The sequence below is a fragment of the Streptomyces sp. NPDC055287 genome (assembly GCF_053646035.1).
On record NZ_JBSHNE010000016.1, the window covers coordinates 108,625 to 124,967 of the forward strand.

16 protein-coding genes and 1 pseudogene are annotated in these 16,343 nt (G+C 69.0%); 10 read left to right on the forward strand and 7 right to left on the reverse strand.

Features of this window, described 5'->3' with window-relative positions:
• Positions 1-232 precede the first annotated feature (232 nt).
• The 6 genes from ACWIHY_RS24395 (at position 233) to ACWIHY_RS24420 (ending at position 4,558) form a co-directional block, all read left to right on the forward strand.
• Positions 233-724 carry a lamin tail domain-containing protein gene (locus ACWIHY_RS24395; RefSeq protein ID WP_454377789.1) on the forward strand — a complete coding sequence of 164 codons (492 nt, stop codon included), beginning with the start codon at positions 233-235 and terminating at the stop codon, positions 722-724.
• Between the two features lie 373 nt (positions 725-1,097).
• Positions 1,098-2,546 (forward strand): argininosuccinate synthase, encoded by a 1,449-nt coding sequence (argG, locus tag ACWIHY_RS24400; RefSeq protein WP_454377790.1) that lies wholly within the window; start codon positions 1,098-1,100, stop codon positions 2,544-2,546.
• Between the two features lie 217 nt (positions 2,547-2,763).
• Positions 2,764-3,153, forward strand: coding sequence for a hypothetical protein (locus ACWIHY_RS24405; protein ID WP_454377791.1), 390 nt, complete (start codon positions 2,764-2,766; stop codon positions 3,151-3,153).
• Positions 3,154-3,229: 76 nt separating this feature from the next.
• Positions 3,230-3,661 (forward strand): GNAT family N-acetyltransferase, encoded by a 432-nt coding sequence (locus ACWIHY_RS24410; protein ID WP_454377792.1) that lies wholly within the window; start codon positions 3,230-3,232, stop codon positions 3,659-3,661.
• Positions 3,662-4,077: 416 nt separating this feature from the next.
• A complete protein-coding gene (locus ACWIHY_RS24415) occupies positions 4,078-4,329 on the forward strand; it encodes a DUF6400 family protein (RefSeq protein ID WP_454377793.1) in 252 nt (83 codons plus the stop codon).
• Positions 4,313-4,558, forward strand: a complete 246-nt coding sequence (locus ACWIHY_RS24420) for a hypothetical protein (protein WP_454377794.1) — start codon at positions 4,313-4,315, stop codon at positions 4,556-4,558. The genes ACWIHY_RS24415 and ACWIHY_RS24420 overlap by 17 nt, the downstream gene beginning before the upstream one ends.
• A gap of 83 nt (positions 4,559-4,641) precedes the next feature.
• On the opposite strand, the pseudogene ACWIHY_RS24425 reads toward ACWIHY_RS24420, so the two are convergent.
• The 5 genes and pseudogenes from ACWIHY_RS24425 to ACWIHY_RS24445 form a co-directional block, all read right to left on the reverse strand.
• Positions 4,642-4,731, reverse strand: a pseudogene (locus ACWIHY_RS24425) (MerR family transcriptional regulator); the annotation flags it as partial.
• A gap of 140 nt (positions 4,732-4,871) precedes the next feature.
• A complete protein-coding gene (locus tag ACWIHY_RS24430; protein ID WP_454377795.1) occupies positions 4,872-6,248 on the reverse strand; it encodes a chloride channel protein in 1,377 nt (458 codons plus the stop codon).
• Between the two features lie 164 nt (positions 6,249-6,412).
• Entirely contained in the window at positions 6,413-7,867 is a 1,455-nt protein-coding gene (locus ACWIHY_RS24435) for a hypothetical protein (RefSeq protein WP_454377796.1), read from the reverse strand.
• Positions 7,868-8,075: 208 nt separating this feature from the next.
• Entirely contained in the window at positions 8,076-9,434 is a 1,359-nt protein-coding gene (locus ACWIHY_RS24440; RefSeq protein ID WP_454377797.1) for a diacylglycerol/lipid kinase family protein, read from the reverse strand.
• Between the two features lie 118 nt (positions 9,435-9,552).
• Positions 9,553-10,665: a YhjD/YihY/BrkB family envelope integrity protein gene (locus ACWIHY_RS24445; RefSeq protein WP_454377798.1), complete on the reverse strand. Its 1,113-nt coding sequence runs from the start codon at positions 10,663-10,665 to the stop codon at positions 9,553-9,555.
• Between the two features lie 641 nt (positions 10,666-11,306).
• On the opposite strand from ACWIHY_RS24445, the gene ACWIHY_RS24450 reads away from it, so the two are divergent.
• Both ACWIHY_RS24450 and ACWIHY_RS24455 read left to right on the forward strand, forming a co-directional pair.
• Entirely contained in the window at positions 11,307-11,450 is a 144-nt protein-coding gene (locus tag ACWIHY_RS24450) for a hypothetical protein (RefSeq protein ID WP_454377799.1), read from the forward strand.
• 53 nt (positions 11,451-11,503) lie between these two features.
• Positions 11,504-12,265, forward strand: coding sequence for a bestrophin-like domain (locus ACWIHY_RS24455; RefSeq protein ID WP_454377800.1), 762 nt, complete (start codon positions 11,504-11,506; stop codon positions 12,263-12,265).
• Positions 12,266-12,277: 12 nt separating this feature from the next.
• Here the strand turns inward: ACWIHY_RS24455 and ACWIHY_RS24460 are convergent, their stop codons facing one another.
• Both ACWIHY_RS24460 and ACWIHY_RS24465 read right to left on the reverse strand, forming a co-directional pair.
• Positions 12,278-13,186 carry a PaaX family transcriptional regulator C-terminal domain-containing protein gene (locus tag ACWIHY_RS24460; protein WP_454377801.1) on the reverse strand — a complete coding sequence of 303 codons (909 nt, stop codon included), beginning with the start codon at positions 13,184-13,186 and terminating at the stop codon, positions 12,278-12,280.
• A 41-nt stretch (positions 13,187-13,227) separates the two neighbouring features.
• Positions 13,228-13,875 (reverse strand): GNAT family N-acetyltransferase, encoded by a 648-nt coding sequence (locus ACWIHY_RS24465; RefSeq protein ID WP_454377802.1) that lies wholly within the window; start codon positions 13,873-13,875, stop codon positions 13,228-13,230.
• 162 nt (positions 13,876-14,037) lie between these two features.
• On the opposite strand from ACWIHY_RS24465, the gene ACWIHY_RS24470 reads away from it, so the two are divergent.
• Together ACWIHY_RS24470 and ACWIHY_RS24475 are read left to right on the forward strand one after the other, a co-directional pair.
• Positions 14,038-15,063 (forward strand): alpha/beta hydrolase family protein, encoded by a 1,026-nt coding sequence (locus ACWIHY_RS24470; protein ID WP_454377803.1) that lies wholly within the window; start codon positions 14,038-14,040, stop codon positions 15,061-15,063.
• 8 nt (positions 15,064-15,071) lie between these two features.
• Positions 15,072-16,283, forward strand: a complete 1,212-nt coding sequence (locus tag ACWIHY_RS24475) for a DUF418 domain-containing protein (protein WP_454377804.1) — start codon at positions 15,072-15,074, stop codon at positions 16,281-16,283.
• Positions 16,284-16,343 lie beyond the last annotated feature (60 nt).

A 16,343-nucleotide genomic window follows, 5' to 3' on the forward strand; every position in this document is an offset into this window, starting at 1 on the left:
GGGCCGTGTCGCCGTACGGGTCGGTGAGCGCCGGGCGTCCCCCTCGCCCGGTCGCGGTCGTCGCCGGGGTGACCCGCAGGAAGTCGGGCCGCGGAGCGCGGCAGCCGGCGTCGGCGTCGGCAGCTCACCGGGGCCACGAAATGTCCGATCAGATACTTGAAGCGGTAACCAAAAGCTCGCCGGATCGGTAGGCTTCTGCTGCTCATCAACGCTCTTGAGGGGGGACCTCACCTTGCGCATTACCCACGTCGCCATCGCCGCTGCGATCACGGTCGGATCGCTCGCCGCTGTGGCAGGCCCGGTTCAGGCCGCCGAATACTCCTCCGCACTGAAGGTCCGCGGAGTCCAGTACGACGCGCCGGGCCGCGACTCGAACAGCTGCTCCTCCGGCAACACCCGCGAGGAGTACCTGACGGTCAAGAACTACTCGTCGTCCGCGACTGTGAACCTCAAGGGTTACGTCGTCAAGGACGCGACCGGAAACCGCTTCGCCTTCACGGCGAACCATTACCTGCAGCCCGGTGACTCGGTGAAGCTCCGGGGCGGCAACGGCACCGACTCCGACGCCAACAACGTCGTCTACCGCGACAACTGCAACTTCATGTGGAACAACGACCGCGACACGATCTACCTCTACAAGCCCTCCGGCAGCCGCGCGGACGTCCACTCCTACAGCAAGAGCGGCAACGACCGCGACGGCAACGGCTACATCACCTTCCACTGACCCGGACGCGCTCTGGCTCCCGACGTCTCCGGGCGACGGGAGCCAGAGCCGCCCCCCGGCCGGGCCGGCCCGTCGGCGCGGGGCCGGCGAAGTGGCGGAGAACCGCAGAGCCGTAGCGGAGGCGTTTCCCGTCACTGAGGCCCACCACCTCCAGCCCCTGGATGTCGCGGAAGGCCGTGCCGGCGGCTGGGGGCTTCTCGCAGCGGAGCCGGGCAGGCCGAGCTCCTTCCTCGCGCCCCGGCTTTGCTCTCGACGTGTCATGACCGCGTTGCCCGTGCCGCGCCTCGGTGAGCTCATCGGACCCGACCGCACAGCACGTGAACACCTCGACGCAGCCTTTGCATGAAAATGCGCGATCGTGCATACTCTTCCTATGTCTAAGGTCCTCACCTCCCTTCCCGTCGGCGAGCGCGTCGGCATCGCCTTCTCGGGCGGCCTCGACACCTCGGTCGCGGTCGCGTGGATGCGCGACAAGGGCGCCGTCCCGTGCACGTACACAGCCGACATCGGTCAGTACGACGAGCCCGACATCGCCTCGGTGCCCGGCCGCGCGAAGACCTACGGTGCCGAGATCGCACGCCTGATCGACTGTCGCGCTGCGCTGGTCGAGGAGGGCCTGGCCGCGCTCACCTGCGGGGCGTTCCACATCCGCTCGGGCGGGCGGGCCTACTTCAACACCACGCCTCTCGGCCGCGCCGTCACGGGCACCCTCCTGGTCCGGGCGATGCTCGAGGACGACGTACAGATCTGGGGCGACGGCTCGACGTTCAAGGGCAACGACATCGAGCGGTTCTACCGTTACGGCCTGCTCGCCAACCCGCACCTGCGGATCTACAAGCCCTGGCTGGACGCGGACTTCGTGACCGAGCTCGGCGGCCGCAAGGAAATGTCGGAGTGGCTTCTCGCCCACGCCCTGCCCTACCGCGACAGCACAGAGAAGGCGTACTCCACCGACGCCAACATCTGGGGCGCCACCCACGAGGCCAAGACCCTGGAGCACCTGGACACCGGCGTGGAGACCGTGGAGCCGATCATGGGCGTGCGGTTCTGGGACCCCTCGGTCGACATCGCCACCGAGGACGTGACGATCGGCTTCGATCAGGGCCGCCCGGTGGCGATCAACGGTGAGGAGTTCGCCTCCGCCGTCGACCTCGTGATGGAGGCGAACGCCATCGGCGGTCGGCACGGCATGGGCATGTCGGACCAGATCGAGAACCGGATCATCGAGGCCAAGAGCCGCGGCATCTACGAGGCGCCCGGCATGGCTCTGCTGCACGCGGCGTACGAGCGCTTGGTCAACGCGATCCACAATGAGGACACCGTCGCCCAGTACCACAACGAGGGGCGACGCCTCGGCCGGCTGATGTACGAGGGCCGCTGGCTGGACCCGCAGGCGCTGATGGTGCGCGAGTCGCTGCAGCGCTGGGTCGGCGCGGCCGTCACCGGCGAGGTCACTCTGCGCCTGCGGCGCGGTGAGGACTACTCGATCCTCGACACCACGGGCCCGGCGTTCAGCTACCACCCGGACAAGCTGTCCATGGAGCGCACCGAGGACTCGGCATTCGGTCCGGTGGACCGGATCGGCCAGCTCACCATGCGCAACCTCGACATCGCCGACTCGCGCGCCAAGCTGGAGCAGTATGCCGGGCTCGGCCTGATCGGTACCACCGCCGGCCCCGCGATCGGTGCCGCCCAGGCGGCCGCGACCGGGCTGATCGGTGCCATGCCCGAGGGCGGCGCCGAGGCCATCGCCTCCCGCGGTGAGGTCTCCGGTGACGACGAGATGCTGGACCGGGCCGCGATGGAGTTCGGCACGGACTGATCCACCACTTTCTCGGCGGAAGGCCGGCTGGCGCCAACGGCGTCGAGCCGGCGTTCCCGTTCCCCGGCAAGGCAGCCGGCTGGAGTGGATGCTCACCTCTGGCCGCCACGGCATGAGTACGTAGGGACGAACGAACTGAGTACGTCGTCCGATGCCCCCACGCGCTGCCACTGCTGGAATGAGAACCATGAATCCTGAGGCACCGCGGCGCGTGAGCATGCAGCACGTCACCAGCACCGGCACGGCCCTCGCCGTGGCCCTGCTGCCGCTGGCGGTCGGCGTACTGCTGGCCAAGACGATGGCCGGCGATCCTTTGGCGCCGGTGAACGCGCTGATCACCAGCGGGGGACAGCGTGCACGCATCTCACCTTCGGAGTGGCGGAGATGCGGCAGGACTGCCCTGTCCAAGTGGAAGACCGAAACGCGGATCAGCGGTGCTGACAGCCCGGGTCGGGCCTGGCGTCGTACGTCCCCGGCACCGGAAGCGCAGGCACGTGCGTACGCGGACCTTCGCCGGCCAGGCGTGGGTAAAGGACTGCGCGGTATTGAACGCCTGCGAGCCGAACTGCAGAAGGCGCAAGCGGCAGTGCCCTCAGCCGAGTTGTGAGGCCGGGTGAGCCGACGGCGGCACGAGCGGCGACGGACGCCTGGGCCGTCACGGGGCCCGCGTACTATCCGAACTCATGATCACTCGTAGGGAAGACGGGTACGAAGTCGATATCGATCCGGGCCGACTCGAAGTCGGCCTGGTGCACCACTGGTTGTCGACGGATGCCTTCTGGGCTCTCGGCCGCAGCCGGGCCACGGTCGAGCAGTCCATCCGAGCGTCTGTCAACTTCGGCGTGTACGACTCGAACGGGTCGCAGGTCGCCTATGCGCGCGTCGTCACCGACCTGGCGACCTTCGCATGGCTCTGTGATGTCTATGTTGACCGCGCCCATCGCGGCATTGGCCTGGGCACATGGCTGGCCGCTGCGGTCCGGGACCACCTCGCTCCGTACGCGCTCAAGCGCGTGCTGCTTTCCACCCTTGACGCCCACGGGGTTTACGCCAAGGTCGGCTTCGCCCCTTTCTCTGATCCCGAGAAATTGATGATCATGAGCTTCGCGCCGTGAGCCACGGCCTCGGAGTTGAGCCTTGACTGGTCGTACGTCTTCATCGTCGCGCGAAGTCGTGGCTCCCCCAGGAGGTCCGCTTCGGCTGTTAGGGGGGTGTTTTTAGGGGCACACGTCTGATGTGAGTGGAACGGCCAGAACAAGGCCTCCAGGGGCTGGTCGCAGCGGCGGCCAGCCCCTGGGCCGTGCATCTCTCGGCTTTGGCCCGTGAAGTGCGTCACAGTCCGGAGTGTCGTCCGTTGCTGTGGGCCGACGTCCGGCGCCGCCAACGGCCCACGCACGACTGCCGATCCGAGGACGGGTCAGTCGATGGATCGGGTGCCGTGTGCGCCGCAGCTGACTTAGGTGACCCTTTTCTGTCACCGTTGCCGACTGGTACAGATGTGGAGTTCCGCCAGTGCAACGGAAGTATGGCTATGAACCAGGATAAAGTCGGCGATCTTATACCCTTCGCGATCGACCTGACCCTCGAGGAGGCCCGGCGACGGGCCGAGGTCATGGCCGCGCTCGGGCCGGACTGGGACCCCGTCGCGGCTCTCGAGGGCGAGGAGCAGGCGTCGGCACTCCTCTACTCCGGCCTGGACGCCGACCAGCAGCGCACCTACGACATGCTGGTGGCGGCCGGTGTTCTGCCGGCGGACGGGCCGGGCCGTGCTGCTTCCCATTGACCCGCAGGCGGATTTCGCCCGTCGCGCCTGGGTGGCCTGCCCCGTGTGCGACGACGCCCGCCACTGCGCCCCCTGCGCCGAGCGGCGAAACTGCCGTGAGCACTGGCGTTATCTGATCTCCAACAAGGGCCCCGTGGTGCACCTTCAGTGCCCCCGGTGCACGCACATGTGGTCCTTGAACACCCGGCCCGGCGTCACCTGCCGCGACGACACCAGCCCCGATCACTGACCCGGTCCGCCCCGGGCTCACCGGTGGCCCGCGGCCTGGATGGGCCGCCGCCGCAGGCCGGTTCCGGTGACGGCCGGTCCGGCTCAGTCCAGCCGGGTCGTGGTGTACGCCTCGATGGCGTCCGGTTGGTACGCGGCCAGGCCCGGCGCGATCGCCTCGTACGCGGTGCGCCACCGACTGAGCGGCGGCCGAATGCAACGAGGCGCCTCCGACGGGCACTCGACGCCCAATGTCGAAGCAGGTGCATGCCGCGTTCGTTCCGCGCTGTCGTTACAGCGGTTGATGGTCGGACGCCGTGGAGGACGCAGGGACCTCACTTGCTGGTGTCGGGCTGTCGCCGCGTCCCCCGCTGCCCGGCCGACGGAGTGGTCGCCCAGGGCGGCAGGAGCTCGGTTGTGACGAACGCGGTGACGGCGGCCAGTATCACCACGGGGATCGTCTCGGAGTTTCCGAGCAGCAGCACCACCAGAACCGCACTGCTGACCGGCAGCCGCAGGGCCGCCGCAGCAGCCGCCGCCGTCCCTGCGGCCACCGCCGGTACTACTCCCAGACCGGGGAGCGGGGACAACAGAACTCCCGCCGCGGCGCCCAGGAACAGAGCCGGGAACACCGGGCCGCCTCGCAGGCTCCCCAGGCACAGGCTGTAGGCGGCGGCCTTGAAGAACAGCACGGCCACGAGAGCGCCGATCCCCCAGGAGTGGGGATCGGAGGCCAGTTCGGACAGTGTGATCTGACCTGAAGAGGCGACCTCAGCCGGTGAGCGGCCCGTCACGACCGCGTACAGGGCGGCGCAGCACCCCGCTGCCACTGCGCAGCCGATGGTCCGGCTGAAGGGGCGCGACGCCACAAACGCCGCGGTCAGGCGTCCGCCGGCGAGTACCAGGTGCATCAGCGCGCCGATGGCCACGGCCATCAGGATCGACCAGAACACGTCGCCGCTGTCCAGGTTCGGGGGTGGCCCGGGAAGCTTCAGAACGAGGTCGCCGGTCTTCAGACCGGTCCAGCGCCCGAATCCGGTGAACACCAACGCCCCCACCCCGCTCGACAGCAGAGCAGGCAGCATGACGGCGAACAGTTGGGGGCCTCCCACACCGGCCACCTCGATGAGGATCACCGCGGCGATGAGCGGACTGCCGAAGATCGCCGCGATCGCGGCGGCGGCGCCGGCCGCGCCCAGCAGGGCGTTGCTTTGCGGGGTGGAGGGGGCGCGGGCCAGGTCTCTGAAGAGCAGCGCCAGGCCGCCGCCGAGAGCGATCAGCGGTGCCTCCGGCCCCAGGGCCGCACCGAGAGGAAGGCTCGCTGCCGCCGCGATCAGCACTCCGGGCAGGGCGTTCGCAGACGTGCCCACTGAGTGCAGGCCAGAGGCGGGGACGTGGCCGCCGGCACCTGGCAGATGGGTGACGACCAGCCCCACGATGACACCGGCGACGAGGAGGAGCGGCAGCGGCCACCACCACGGCGGGGTGTCCCAGCCCAGCGCCTGCGGCCATTGCGCCCACAGCGCGTTCTCGAGTTCATGCAGGCCGACGAGGAACCAGAAGGCCGCGAGGGAGACCGGAACGCCGATCAGGGCAGAGAACACAAGGGCCTTGAGGTAACCGGGACGGCGCAGTACGTCCCGCAACGGGTCGGCAGCCGGTGGCTGGGTCGGACTGTGGCTCGCTTCAGGCCGGTCGCTTGGCTCTGTCATGGATTCTTTTCCTGCCCAGGAAGGACGACTGTGGCCGGTGGCTGGGGGAGAGCCCGCCCGGGCGGGGCCCGGATCACGCGGTCAGGCGCCTGTGAACTGCGGCAGCCCTCCGGAAATGGCCTGCTTGGCGGCTGCGATGGCCCGCTCGCTGCTCTGGGGCAGGATCATTGCGCGCCCGCCGGATCACCTGGGCCGCCGTGGTCACGCTGCCCGGATTCGGATTCGGTTGGCGGATTGGAGTCGTCAAGGAACTCACGCAGCGCGAAAGCCGCCAGTACGCAGACGACAAGCCACAACACCACCTGGGTGGTCGGGTAGGACCAGGTGACCAGCACCAGCACCGCGGCCAGCAGTACAGCTCCGCCGATCCAACGCTTGTGACGATGAACGAACGCCCCTACCGGGCCGAGGCGCAGGCCTGCGGAGGTCGTCACTCCACGTACGGCACCGATTCCGGTGACGCAGGCACGTCGTACGGTGACGGCGGGGCGGGACGGGCCGACGAGGAACGTGCCGACGGCCGTCACCAGCGCCAACGCCGCGACAGCGCGCACCGAGGCGCGCAAAAATCTGACGAGTGTGTCGAAGACCGTTTCTGCCGCGGCCTGGGACACCTGTGACGGCAGTCGGTCGAGATAGATGCCCCGGAAGAGGGTGAGACCGCCGCCGAGCACGAACATGGCGAAGGCGATCGAGAGCGCAACCGTGATGAGAATGCGGCGGCGGTGGGCTGACAGGAGCACCGCGGCGGCGGCGAGGATCACGGTGAGGACGGGAAGCCAGGTTCCGACGATCTGCAGGATCCGTACGTACGTCTTGACCTTGCCGAGATCGTCCGAAGCGAACACGACGAAGTTGGTGTGTACCTCAGGGATCTTCGCGGCGCGGGAGAGGCCGGCCTTCACCAACTCGTCCTTGGCTCTGGCAACGATCGGGCCTACATCGACGGTGACCTGGTCGTTCTCCAGTGTGACGGTGCCCCCGCCCTTGCCGGTGAGCGCCTTGTCCAGGGCGGCGTGACCAGCCCTGTTCGCGTTGATCCACACGGTCTCGAACACGTCGCTGGAGACCACCCGGCGGACCGTGCTGCTGACAAGTTCCTTCAAGCCGCTCTCGATCGGCCTGCTCAGACCGTTGATCAGCTGGGCGACCCTGGGCGGCACGCCGCGCTGTTTCGCCGCTGTGGAAAGCTCCTTCACCAGAGCGTCGACGTCGATCTGGGCGAGAACCGCGGCCGTCGCCCGGTTCGTGACGGCCGTCTGGATCGCCGGATCATGCGCGAGCGGAGCGACCGTGGCGACATAACGGTCGGTGTCTCCCACGATGCTGTTCGCCCACACCGCGACGACGGACAGGATGGACAGGATCGCCGCCAGGACAACGAGTACGGCCGAGAGCAGCGACCGCCCGCGGTGCCGTCGTCGGTGCTTGCCCTCCAGTTCCGCGACGCGGCGCTGCAGGGCCTCCCACTGCTCCGGCTCACCGGGCGGCGGCCGACCACCGGGTACCGGTGGGGGTGAGCCCTCGCCGCCGGTGGCCTCACCTGACTGCCCGCTGCCCGAAGCAGCACTCTCCCGCCCTCGGCTGGGCGGGTCCGGCTCGGAGGCGTGGGACGCCATGAAGCCCTCCTGCGTCTGGCTCTGTGAGCGGCGGGGCAGTCTGCCGTCAGTCCAGAAAAGACGCCGCAGGCGCCTACCGCGACCGGAGCTGAGCCAATGGGGGAGGCCGAGGGCAGGCTGCCCGGACCGCTGGAGAGTTATGGGCGGAGGCGGTCGGCGACCCCGGTCCGATGTGGTCACTGCCGTCAGCTGACGTCTGGGCTGAGGGCTACGGGCTCCTTCGCCCACGGGCGGGCCGAAGCCGGCTTCGTGTCGCTGCCGGGAGTGCCAGTCGTCCCAGCCGGCGCCAGTCGAGACGCGGCCGGGGGCGGGGAACACCCGGTCTTTCCCTCGGAACACGTACCCGCAACGCTGCCGGCCGGATCGTGCAGCGCACGGGGGCCGGCAGGGTGAGGGCCTCCCCGTCAACGCCGACCTGTATCTCGTTGGTGTCAGCGCCCACGACAACTTCTCGGGTGGTGAGCACGGTGACGCCGGGCGCCCGGTCGCCGCGCAGTAGTCTGGCCGCTCCTGCCGCGCTGTCGACAGTGAGGCTCACCAGACCGAGCAGGCCCGAATCCAGCCGGTCGCGTCTTCCGAGCCCTGCCCGGTCGCCGACCCGGTAGGCGTTGTTACTGACCAACACGGCCTGCGGGGAATCCATCGTGAAGCCTTCCCCGCTGACGGTCAGCCGAGGGCCGGCCCGGTGCGTCAGGACGTCGGGGAGCATCTGCAGGGCGGTGTTCACTTTGTCGTCGCGGTACGCATCGCTTTGCACGATCGCGGCGTAAGCGCCGAAAGAGGCGTTGTTGACGAAGACCCGGTCACCGATGAGGCCGAGGTCGATGCGGAGCTCGATGCCGTCCCTGAGTGCGTTCAGGGCCGGCGAGGGATCTTCCCTGTCGAGCCCGAGATCCATCGCGAAGTGGTTCCGCGTGCCGGCGGGGATCACGAGAAAGGGGATGTCGTGTTCCGCGGCCACGCCCGCGACCAGCGCCTGGGTGCCGTCACCCCCAGCGACACCGAGGAGGTCCGCTCCTTCCGCGACAGCGCGTCTTGCCAGCTCGGCGACATCGACCCGATGGGCCGGGTCGAGCAGGACAACCCTGGCTCCCAGTGCCTCCGCCTTCTCTCGCAGGCCGAATCGCTCCACCTTTCCGCCGCCCGAGCGGGGGTTCATGACGAGGACCGCTTGCTGGGGAGGGGGCTGTACGGAGGTCGTGCGTGGCGCTGTCGGCCCGATCTCGGTGAGCGCCGCCCATCCAGCGGCGATTGCCACAGCACCCAGGACCAGGCACAGCAGAAGTACCCAGAAGAGCCCGGCGGCCACCTGGAGCACGATGACGACCGCGGGCGCTGCCACCGCCAGGGCGACGGCGAACATCCGCACCGGGCCTCGACGGGTCAGCGCCCACCAGAGCGCGGCGGCCGTGACGGTTGTGCCGACGGCGCCGGCTGCCAGCAGTCCGACGCCTTTGAGCCCCGCTACGAAGGCCAGGACGATCACCGACGCTGCGGCAGCCGTGATCGCCAGCCGCGCAGCCCAGTGCTGAGCCGGGGACGGGGTCTCACCTGTGCTGTCGGCCATGACGTTTCTCCCAGTCCTGCGCGTGGGCGAGATCCTCGAGCGCTATTGCCATTGCACAGTCGCGTGCTGCCGTTGTCCTGTTCTCAAGCTCTCCGCCCCGGGTCTCCCGGTTTGCAGGTCACGATCCGCTCGACTTTCCCTTCTCTGCGACCCGCTGCGGAGACGCGAGCCCGAGGTGCTTGGCCAGGTACGTCTCCTGCGCCACAACGGCGCCTGCAGTGATGCCGACGGCGACCGCGGCGCAGACCACGATGAGCCAGGACAGGACGGTGAAGACCGGGCCCAGTGGCCCGTACTCGGACAGAGAGCGGTTGAGGGCGGTGGGCAAGTAGAACTGGGCGCCGACCGACAGGGCGGTCACGGCGGCGGCAGTGAGTACGGCACCGGGCAGCAACGGCAGCCAGCGAATGAGGCCGCCCAACAGCAGGTGCTGGCTCCACCACCACAGGCCCGTCTGGCACAGCACTGTGAGGGGGACACCGAGCCACAGCCCGGCGCCGAAACCGTCACGCAGCGGAGCCTGCACCACCAGAACGGCCAGCCATACGGTAATCCAGACGAACCAGCGCCAGGGGGCGATCTGCATTGCCGCCTTGGGGATCTCCCAGGCGCGTTTGCACAACCGCTGCATCGCCCTGCTCACTGCCGTGGCGGAGAGCAGCACCATCAGCGTCCCGACGATGCCGGTGGCCTCGCGCAGGTATTCGGTGTGGGACTGGTACACCTGCTCGAGTTGGTCGTTCACGTCACCGGTGAGTCCGAAGACCGCGCGTACGGAACTGATGAGCTGGTTCTGTACGCCCTCTGGTGCGAAGGAGCCGACGACGAAGAGCAGCGGGACCGCGGTCAGGAAACACTGAGCGGCCAACCGGGTGGCGGCGTCCAGGATGTTCACCGAGAGCATCCGGGTGGTCAGATGCGTGATGACGGGGAAGCGGGCCTCGGCGACGGTCTGCAGCCGACGGGCGGTGACCGCCATGTTGTGGGACTTCACTCGCCACCAGGACGGGCGCAGGACACCGAGGCGACCTGCGATGCCCGTCGCACGAGCTTGCGTCCCGCCGTCCGGGTCCGCACGGCGGTCTGCGGGCCCGTTCTGGTCCATCAGGAGAGGGACAGGGCGTGCGGGTCCGACCATGTGCCAGTTGCGTGCGACGGTGTCGGTCCAGAAGTTGACATGGCGCTGCTCCTTCCCTGCGTACAGGGTGAGGGACCGCGTCCTGACCGGCACCTCGGGAGGCCATGTGCGTGCGCCTGGGCGGAGTCGGCTCAGTATCTGCTGCTGCCGCCCTCGCGGCCCAGGGCGGGCAATGGGGCCCGTGACTACGCTCGCTCGTGATCGTTACTCCAGGCGCCGCCCGCCCCACGACAGCCGGGCCGGCGCCCGCCCTGCCGCCCACGCGGCGCGGTGCCGGCTCGAAGAAAGGAACACAACTGGTGAACGGCTGGATCACGTTCGGCCTGGGAGCCGCCGCCGCACTGTGCCCCGTGTCCGGCCATCCACAAACAGCCATCCTCATCGACGACGCCCATGTTGTGCTGTGCGCACCCGGCGCATGGATCGAAATCAACGGCGTAACCCCACAGCAGCCGCGCACTCCCTCTCACCCGACTTCACCGGCTCCCCCAGGCCAGCCCACCCCCACTCCGTCGGCGCCCGAAAGTCCTGCGCGGCCTCCGGCTACAGCTGACACCCCTCCGGCCGCGCCACCCGTCGCCTCCCCGCCCCCTCCGGTGCCGGATCCGCCAACCGACTCAACGCCGACGCGTGCCGTGCCGGGCCCGCCACCACGCCGGGCAACCGCGGTGCACGAGGCCGCCCCTCCTGAGCACCGCACCCCAACTCCGCCCAAGGCACAAGGTTTCCGCTGGGTGCCTCGATCGCACTACACCAGCCGGTCCGAACGACCGGCTCCCGCCGGCCTGTCGACGACCATGACCACCGTCGTCATCACCACCCCGGCCATCCTGGCCGCCGCAGCTCTGCGGCCCGGCCGACGCCGCAGCGGCGGCTGACGCCACGCTGCCGCTGCTCTCCCTTGCCCGCCCGCTCGTCTTGGAGTCCCGCTGTGCCGGAATGGCTGATCTACACCCTGGTCTCCGCCGTGGTCTGCGCTCTCGTCATCACGGCCACCGTGATGCGCCACCGCCGCGTCACCGAAGAAGACACCTCCGAAACGCCGGACGTGCTGGAGTACATGGTGATGATGGTCGGCGTCGTCTACGCCATCGTCCTGGGCCTGGCGATCGCAGGCGTTTGGGAGGCCCGCGGCGCAGCCGAGGACACCGTGCAACGCGAGGCGCAGTCCCTCTACGAGATCGACCAGCGTCTGGACGTCTACCCCGCGGCCTTCCGCACTCAAGTCCGCGAGCACATCGGCGCCTACGCCCGCCACGCCGTCACCACCGAATGGCCGTCCCTGAACAACGACGAACAGCCCGACGGCAGGGGCGGCGCCCAACTGCTGGGCCAAATCCGCAGCGACATCGCCCATCACACCCCCGACAACGAGCTGCAGGCCCAGGCGTACCAGCCGCTGTTGGACCAGGTCACCGCCGCCGACGACGCCCGTCACCAGCGCCTGGACAACGCCGGCACCACCCTGCCCGGAGTCGTCTGGTTCGGTCTCGTCGCCGGCGCCATCGTCACCATCGGCATGCTCTACGCACTGCAGATCCGCCGCTCCGCACGCGAACTGATGCTGGCAACCGCCTTCAGCGCCATGGTGGTCTTCCTGCTCTTCCTGGTATGGAGCTTCGACGCTCCCTTCGGTCACTCCGGGACCGACTCCGCGCAGCCTCTGCAGGATCTGTACGCGGCTACCACCTGACGCCCGGCGCGCTCACCGACGGCTCGCAGACGACGCGCCGGCGCGATCCGGAATCTGGATGACGTCGGCGTACAGGCGGAAGAGGCGGAGGCGGGGGTGTTCGTCCGTGGCGGTGGCTGACTGGTGCTCGAGGAGCCGGGCCCAGCAGCGGGCGGCAAGGTGGCGAGCGTCGGCACCGGCCCAGGGCTGAGGGAGCAGTTGTGGGGGGAGGAGGGGGTCCGGTTCCATGGCGCGGGTGAACTGGGCGGCGAGTTCGACGGCGATGGTCAGTCGGCCGGTCTCGGTCATTTCGGTCGCGGCGTCGAGTTGGTCGAGCCGCGCCTGGGCGAGGGCGGCCAGCGTGTCATAGCGGTCGGCGATATCTTCCAGGGGCCAGAGTCCGGCGGCCAGATCGCCGGCATCACGACGATTTCCGACGCGGAGGTCGTTGCTGGTGAAAGTCGTGAGGGTGTCCAGAATGCCGAGGTGGCGTGCCTGGGCCTCGACGTGTTCCTCGATCGGGTTGGCGCTGACGTACAGGCCGCCCTGGACGGCGGCGGCGCCGAGTCTGAGGAGGGTGTCGCGAAGCGTGTCACGAGCTGCCCTGGCCGATTCCGGGACCGCGAACGCGAAGACGTGCCAGACACCGTCCCACGGCGCCTGCCCGTGATCTTGCGCGTAGGCGTAGCGGACGTATTCCACTTCCGGGGCGAGCACCCCGGTGACGTCGGCGGTGGCATGCAGCAGGGCCTTGCGGCCACGGCCTTCGTGGGTGAATCGGCCTTCAGCGACGAGTCGTTTGATGCACAGGCGTACTTGCTGGTCGCTCATACCGAGAGCGCCCGCGACGGTGTAGAGCTCGCCGGCGTCGACGGTGCCGTCTTCGCGGACCAGGGCGTGTACGAGCAGGCGGGTGGGGATCTCGGGGGCGTTCTCGGGCATGGACCGAGCATAGGCGCGCGGTGCGGGAGTCCTGCCGTCGCTCAGGGCCGTCCGTCCGCCTGCGCTGTGACCGGGCGGTGCATGGTGGTGACGGCGCTGAAACCCATGAGGCGGCGCAGGTAAGGCGTTTGTTCGGTGCGGACCGCGGCGAAGCCGTGGCGTTCGTAGAGGGCGCGGGCGCGGGGATTCACGTCGATGACATCCAGCCGCACCTGCCGGCAGCAGTGCTCGGCGGCGACGCGGAAGACCTCGTCGAGCAGCAGGCTGCCTATGCCCCGTCCCCGGAAGCCCGCAGCGACGGCGATGCCGTCCATGACGAGCTGGCCCGGAGCCGGAGTGCGTTCGAGCAGCGCCAGCAGCGCGAGTCGGGGCATCCCCCGGAACAGGCCGTACGTATCCAGGACATCGTTCACGCCGCCGCCGGTCAGCCCTCTGCCGTCGAGTTGGTAGCCGGCCGCTGCCACCACGTGGTCACCGGCGAGCGCCACCACCGCCCGGTCCCGGTGCAGATGCGCCGCGATGAAGCGCTGCCCGGTGGCCGGCGGGTTGAGCGCCGCGCCCAATTTCCGGCCGAACGCTTCCCAGTACAGCCCGGCCACCACGTCCTCGGCTCCCTCCGGCACGCCGCGGCGCACGGTCACCGGAGTTGCCTCGACGTGGCTCGCGTCCTCGTTCTCCGCCTGGGTCATGTCCGCTCTCCTCGGTCTTGGTCTGCCTGCGCTCATCATACTCTCTCATCTGATACGTTCGTAATGGAAACGAGCGTTTGTAATGCGAGAGGTTCAGGGGTGGGTATGTGGACAAGGCAGTACAAAGGTGACTCCAGGGGCAGACGTCGTAGAAAGCGAGCAGTGATCTGGTCTCTGGTCGGTGCCCTCGTGGTGGCCGCGGGGCTGGGTGGAGTGGTGATCTGGCAGAACACGTACGACATCCGGGAAGAACGAGTCACGCTGCGCCACGGCAAGCAGACACTCGACGGTGTACTGGCCACGCCGACAGACGACCGCGGACCGTACGGGCTGGTTGTCTTCGTGCATGGGGACGGGCCGATCGACGCCACCCACGACAGCTTCTACCGGCCCCTGTGGGAGTCCTTCGCCCAGGCTGGGTACGCCTCGCTGTCCTTGAGCAAGCCGGGGGTGGGTGGCTCGTCGGGCAACTGGCTGCACCAGAGCATGGACGACCGGGCCGACGAAATCATGGCGGCCATCGCCTGGGCGCGTCAGCGGCCGGCCATCGACAGCCGGCGCATCGGACTCTGGGGAGCGAGTCAGGCGGGGTGGGTGCTGCCGAAGGTCGCGGCCCGTACCCCTGATCTGCGGTTCGTCATCGCCGTATCCCCGGCCGTGAACTGGCAGCAACAGGGCCGCTACAACCTCCTGGCCCAGATGCGCGAAGACGGCGCCTCCGACGAACAGACAGCGTCGGCGTTGCGACGAAGGGAAACCACCTTGCGACTGCTGCGCCGCGATGCGTCGTTCCCCGAATACCGCGACGCTGTCGACGACCCACAAGGGATGACGTCCGATCGATGGCGGTTCATCAAGAAGAACTACACGGCCGACGCCGCGGCGGAGCTGCGGGCTATCCAAGGAACGCCTGTCCTGCTCGTCCTGGCCGGCCATGACATCAACGTCGACGTGACGGACACCGAAACCACCTACCGCAAGCTGCTTCCAGCCTCGCTCTTGCAGGTCGAGAGGTATCCGGACGCCACGCACTCCCTGGTGAAGCACAACGTCGAACGGTCGGAGTCCAAGCTCACGCTGACGGCGGTCTTCGCGCCGCGCTCCCTGTTCGCGAGCGGATTTCTCGCCGGCCAGCGCCAGTTCCTCGAGCAGGCCAACGCCGGTGCGAGCAGGGGCGGGCGGATATGACCGGCACGATGACGCGACTGACGGCCTCAGGCCCGGAGGGGCAGCGGATTACTGACATCGACGCGCTGCGAGGATTCGCCCTTCTCGGCATCCTGATGGTCAACATCACCTACGTCGCCTCCGCCCACCACGGCACCGGCCTGGAAGACCCGAGCTTCGACTCACCGGCCGACCACGTGACCCGCTACCTGGTGGCGACCTTCTTCGAGGCCAAGTTCTTCCTGCTGTTCTCCTTCCTGTTCGGCTACAGCTTCACTCTCCAGGCGAAGTCCGCCGCACGCGGCGGCGCCCGCTTCTCCCGCCGCTTCCTGCGCCGCCTGGCAGCGTTGTTCGTCCTCGGAGCCATCCACGCCGTTGTTCTCTTTCCCGGGGACATCCTTACTACCTACGCCCTGCTGGGTCTGGTACTCCTCACCGCCCGCAACGCCCGGCCCCGCAACGCGGTGAGGACTGCGGTTGTCCTGTTCGCCGTTACCGCCGCCGGCTACCTCATGCTCAGCTTCGCCCAGTACGCGGCCGGTGGTGGCGGCATGGACATGGCCTCCGCGGCGGGCCATGCCCGGGAGGCCACGGACGCGCTGCGTGGTAGCCCGGGGGCGGTGATCGGCGCCCACCTCGAACAGCTCCCGGACGTCGCGTTCCTGCTCATCTTTTTCCAGGCCCCCGCCGCCCTGGCCGCCTTCCTGCTCGGCTTCGCCGCCGGCCGCCGTGAGGTGCTGGCCGATGCCACCCGGTACCGGCAAGTACTGCGCCGGCTGCAACAGATCGGCTACGCCGTCGGACCGGCCGGGGGAGTGGTCTACGCCCACGCGAGCCTGGAGCATCCCGGCACGGCGTACCACCTGGCCGCCCTGGGGCTGGATATCGTGACCGCACCGCTGCTGGCCGCCGCGTACGCGGCCACTCTCCTGCGCCTGGCAGCCACTGCCCGTGGGCACCGACTCACCGCCGCGCTGGCCCCGGCAGGACGGATGGCCCTCACCAACTACCTCACCCAATCGCTGCTCTGCGCGCTGCTCTTCACGGGGTTCGGCGCCGCCCTGGTGGGCCGTGTGTCCCCACCCCTGGTGACGGGCATCGCACTGGCCCTGTTCGCCTGTCAATTGGTGTTCTGCCGATGGTGGTTGCACCGCCATCGCTACGGTCCAGTCGAATGGCTGCTGCGAGCGGCGACCAACGCCACCTGGCCACAACGACAGCGCGCAGAGATCCGCGAGTAGGCAACGGGCTGTCGACCGGACGGTGCGGCGGCGCTGCCGTACCGCCGCACCCGCCCCGCA

Excerpts from the sequence above, each read along its gene's own strand:
- argG (WP_454377790.1), top strand. The coding sequence starts at position 1,098 with ATGTCTAAGGTCCTCACCTCCCTTCCCGTCGGCGAGCGCGTCGGCATC.
- ACWIHY_RS24405 (WP_454377791.1), top strand. The coding sequence starts at position 2,764 with ATGCAGCACGTCACCAGCACCGGCACGGCCCTCGCCGTGGCCCTGCTG.
- ACWIHY_RS24410 (WP_454377792.1), top strand. The coding sequence starts at position 3,230 with ATGATCACTCGTAGGGAAGACGGGTACGAAGTCGATATCGATCCGGGC.
- ACWIHY_RS24415 (WP_454377793.1), top strand. The coding sequence starts at position 4,078 with ATGAACCAGGATAAAGTCGGCGATCTTATACCCTTCGCGATCGACCTG.
- ACWIHY_RS24430 (WP_454377795.1), bottom strand. The coding sequence starts at position 6,248 with ATGACAGAGCCAAGCGACCGGCCTGAAGCGAGCCACAGTCCGACCCAG.
- ACWIHY_RS24435 (WP_454377796.1), bottom strand. The coding sequence starts at position 7,867 with ATGGCGTCCCACGCCTCCGAGCCGGACCCGCCCAGCCGAGGGCGGGAG.
- ACWIHY_RS24440 (WP_454377797.1), bottom strand. The coding sequence starts at position 9,434 with ATGGCCGACAGCACAGGTGAGACCCCGTCCCCGGCTCAGCACTGGGCT.
- ACWIHY_RS24460 (WP_454377801.1), bottom strand. The coding sequence starts at position 13,186 with ATGCCCGAGAACGCCCCCGAGATCCCCACCCGCCTGCTCGTACACGCC.
- ACWIHY_RS24465 (WP_454377802.1), bottom strand. The coding sequence starts at position 13,875 with ATGACCCAGGCGGAGAACGAGGACGCGAGCCACGTCGAGGCAACTCCG.
- ACWIHY_RS24475 (WP_454377804.1), top strand. The coding sequence starts at position 15,072 with ATGACGCGACTGACGGCCTCAGGCCCGGAGGGGCAGCGGATTACTGAC.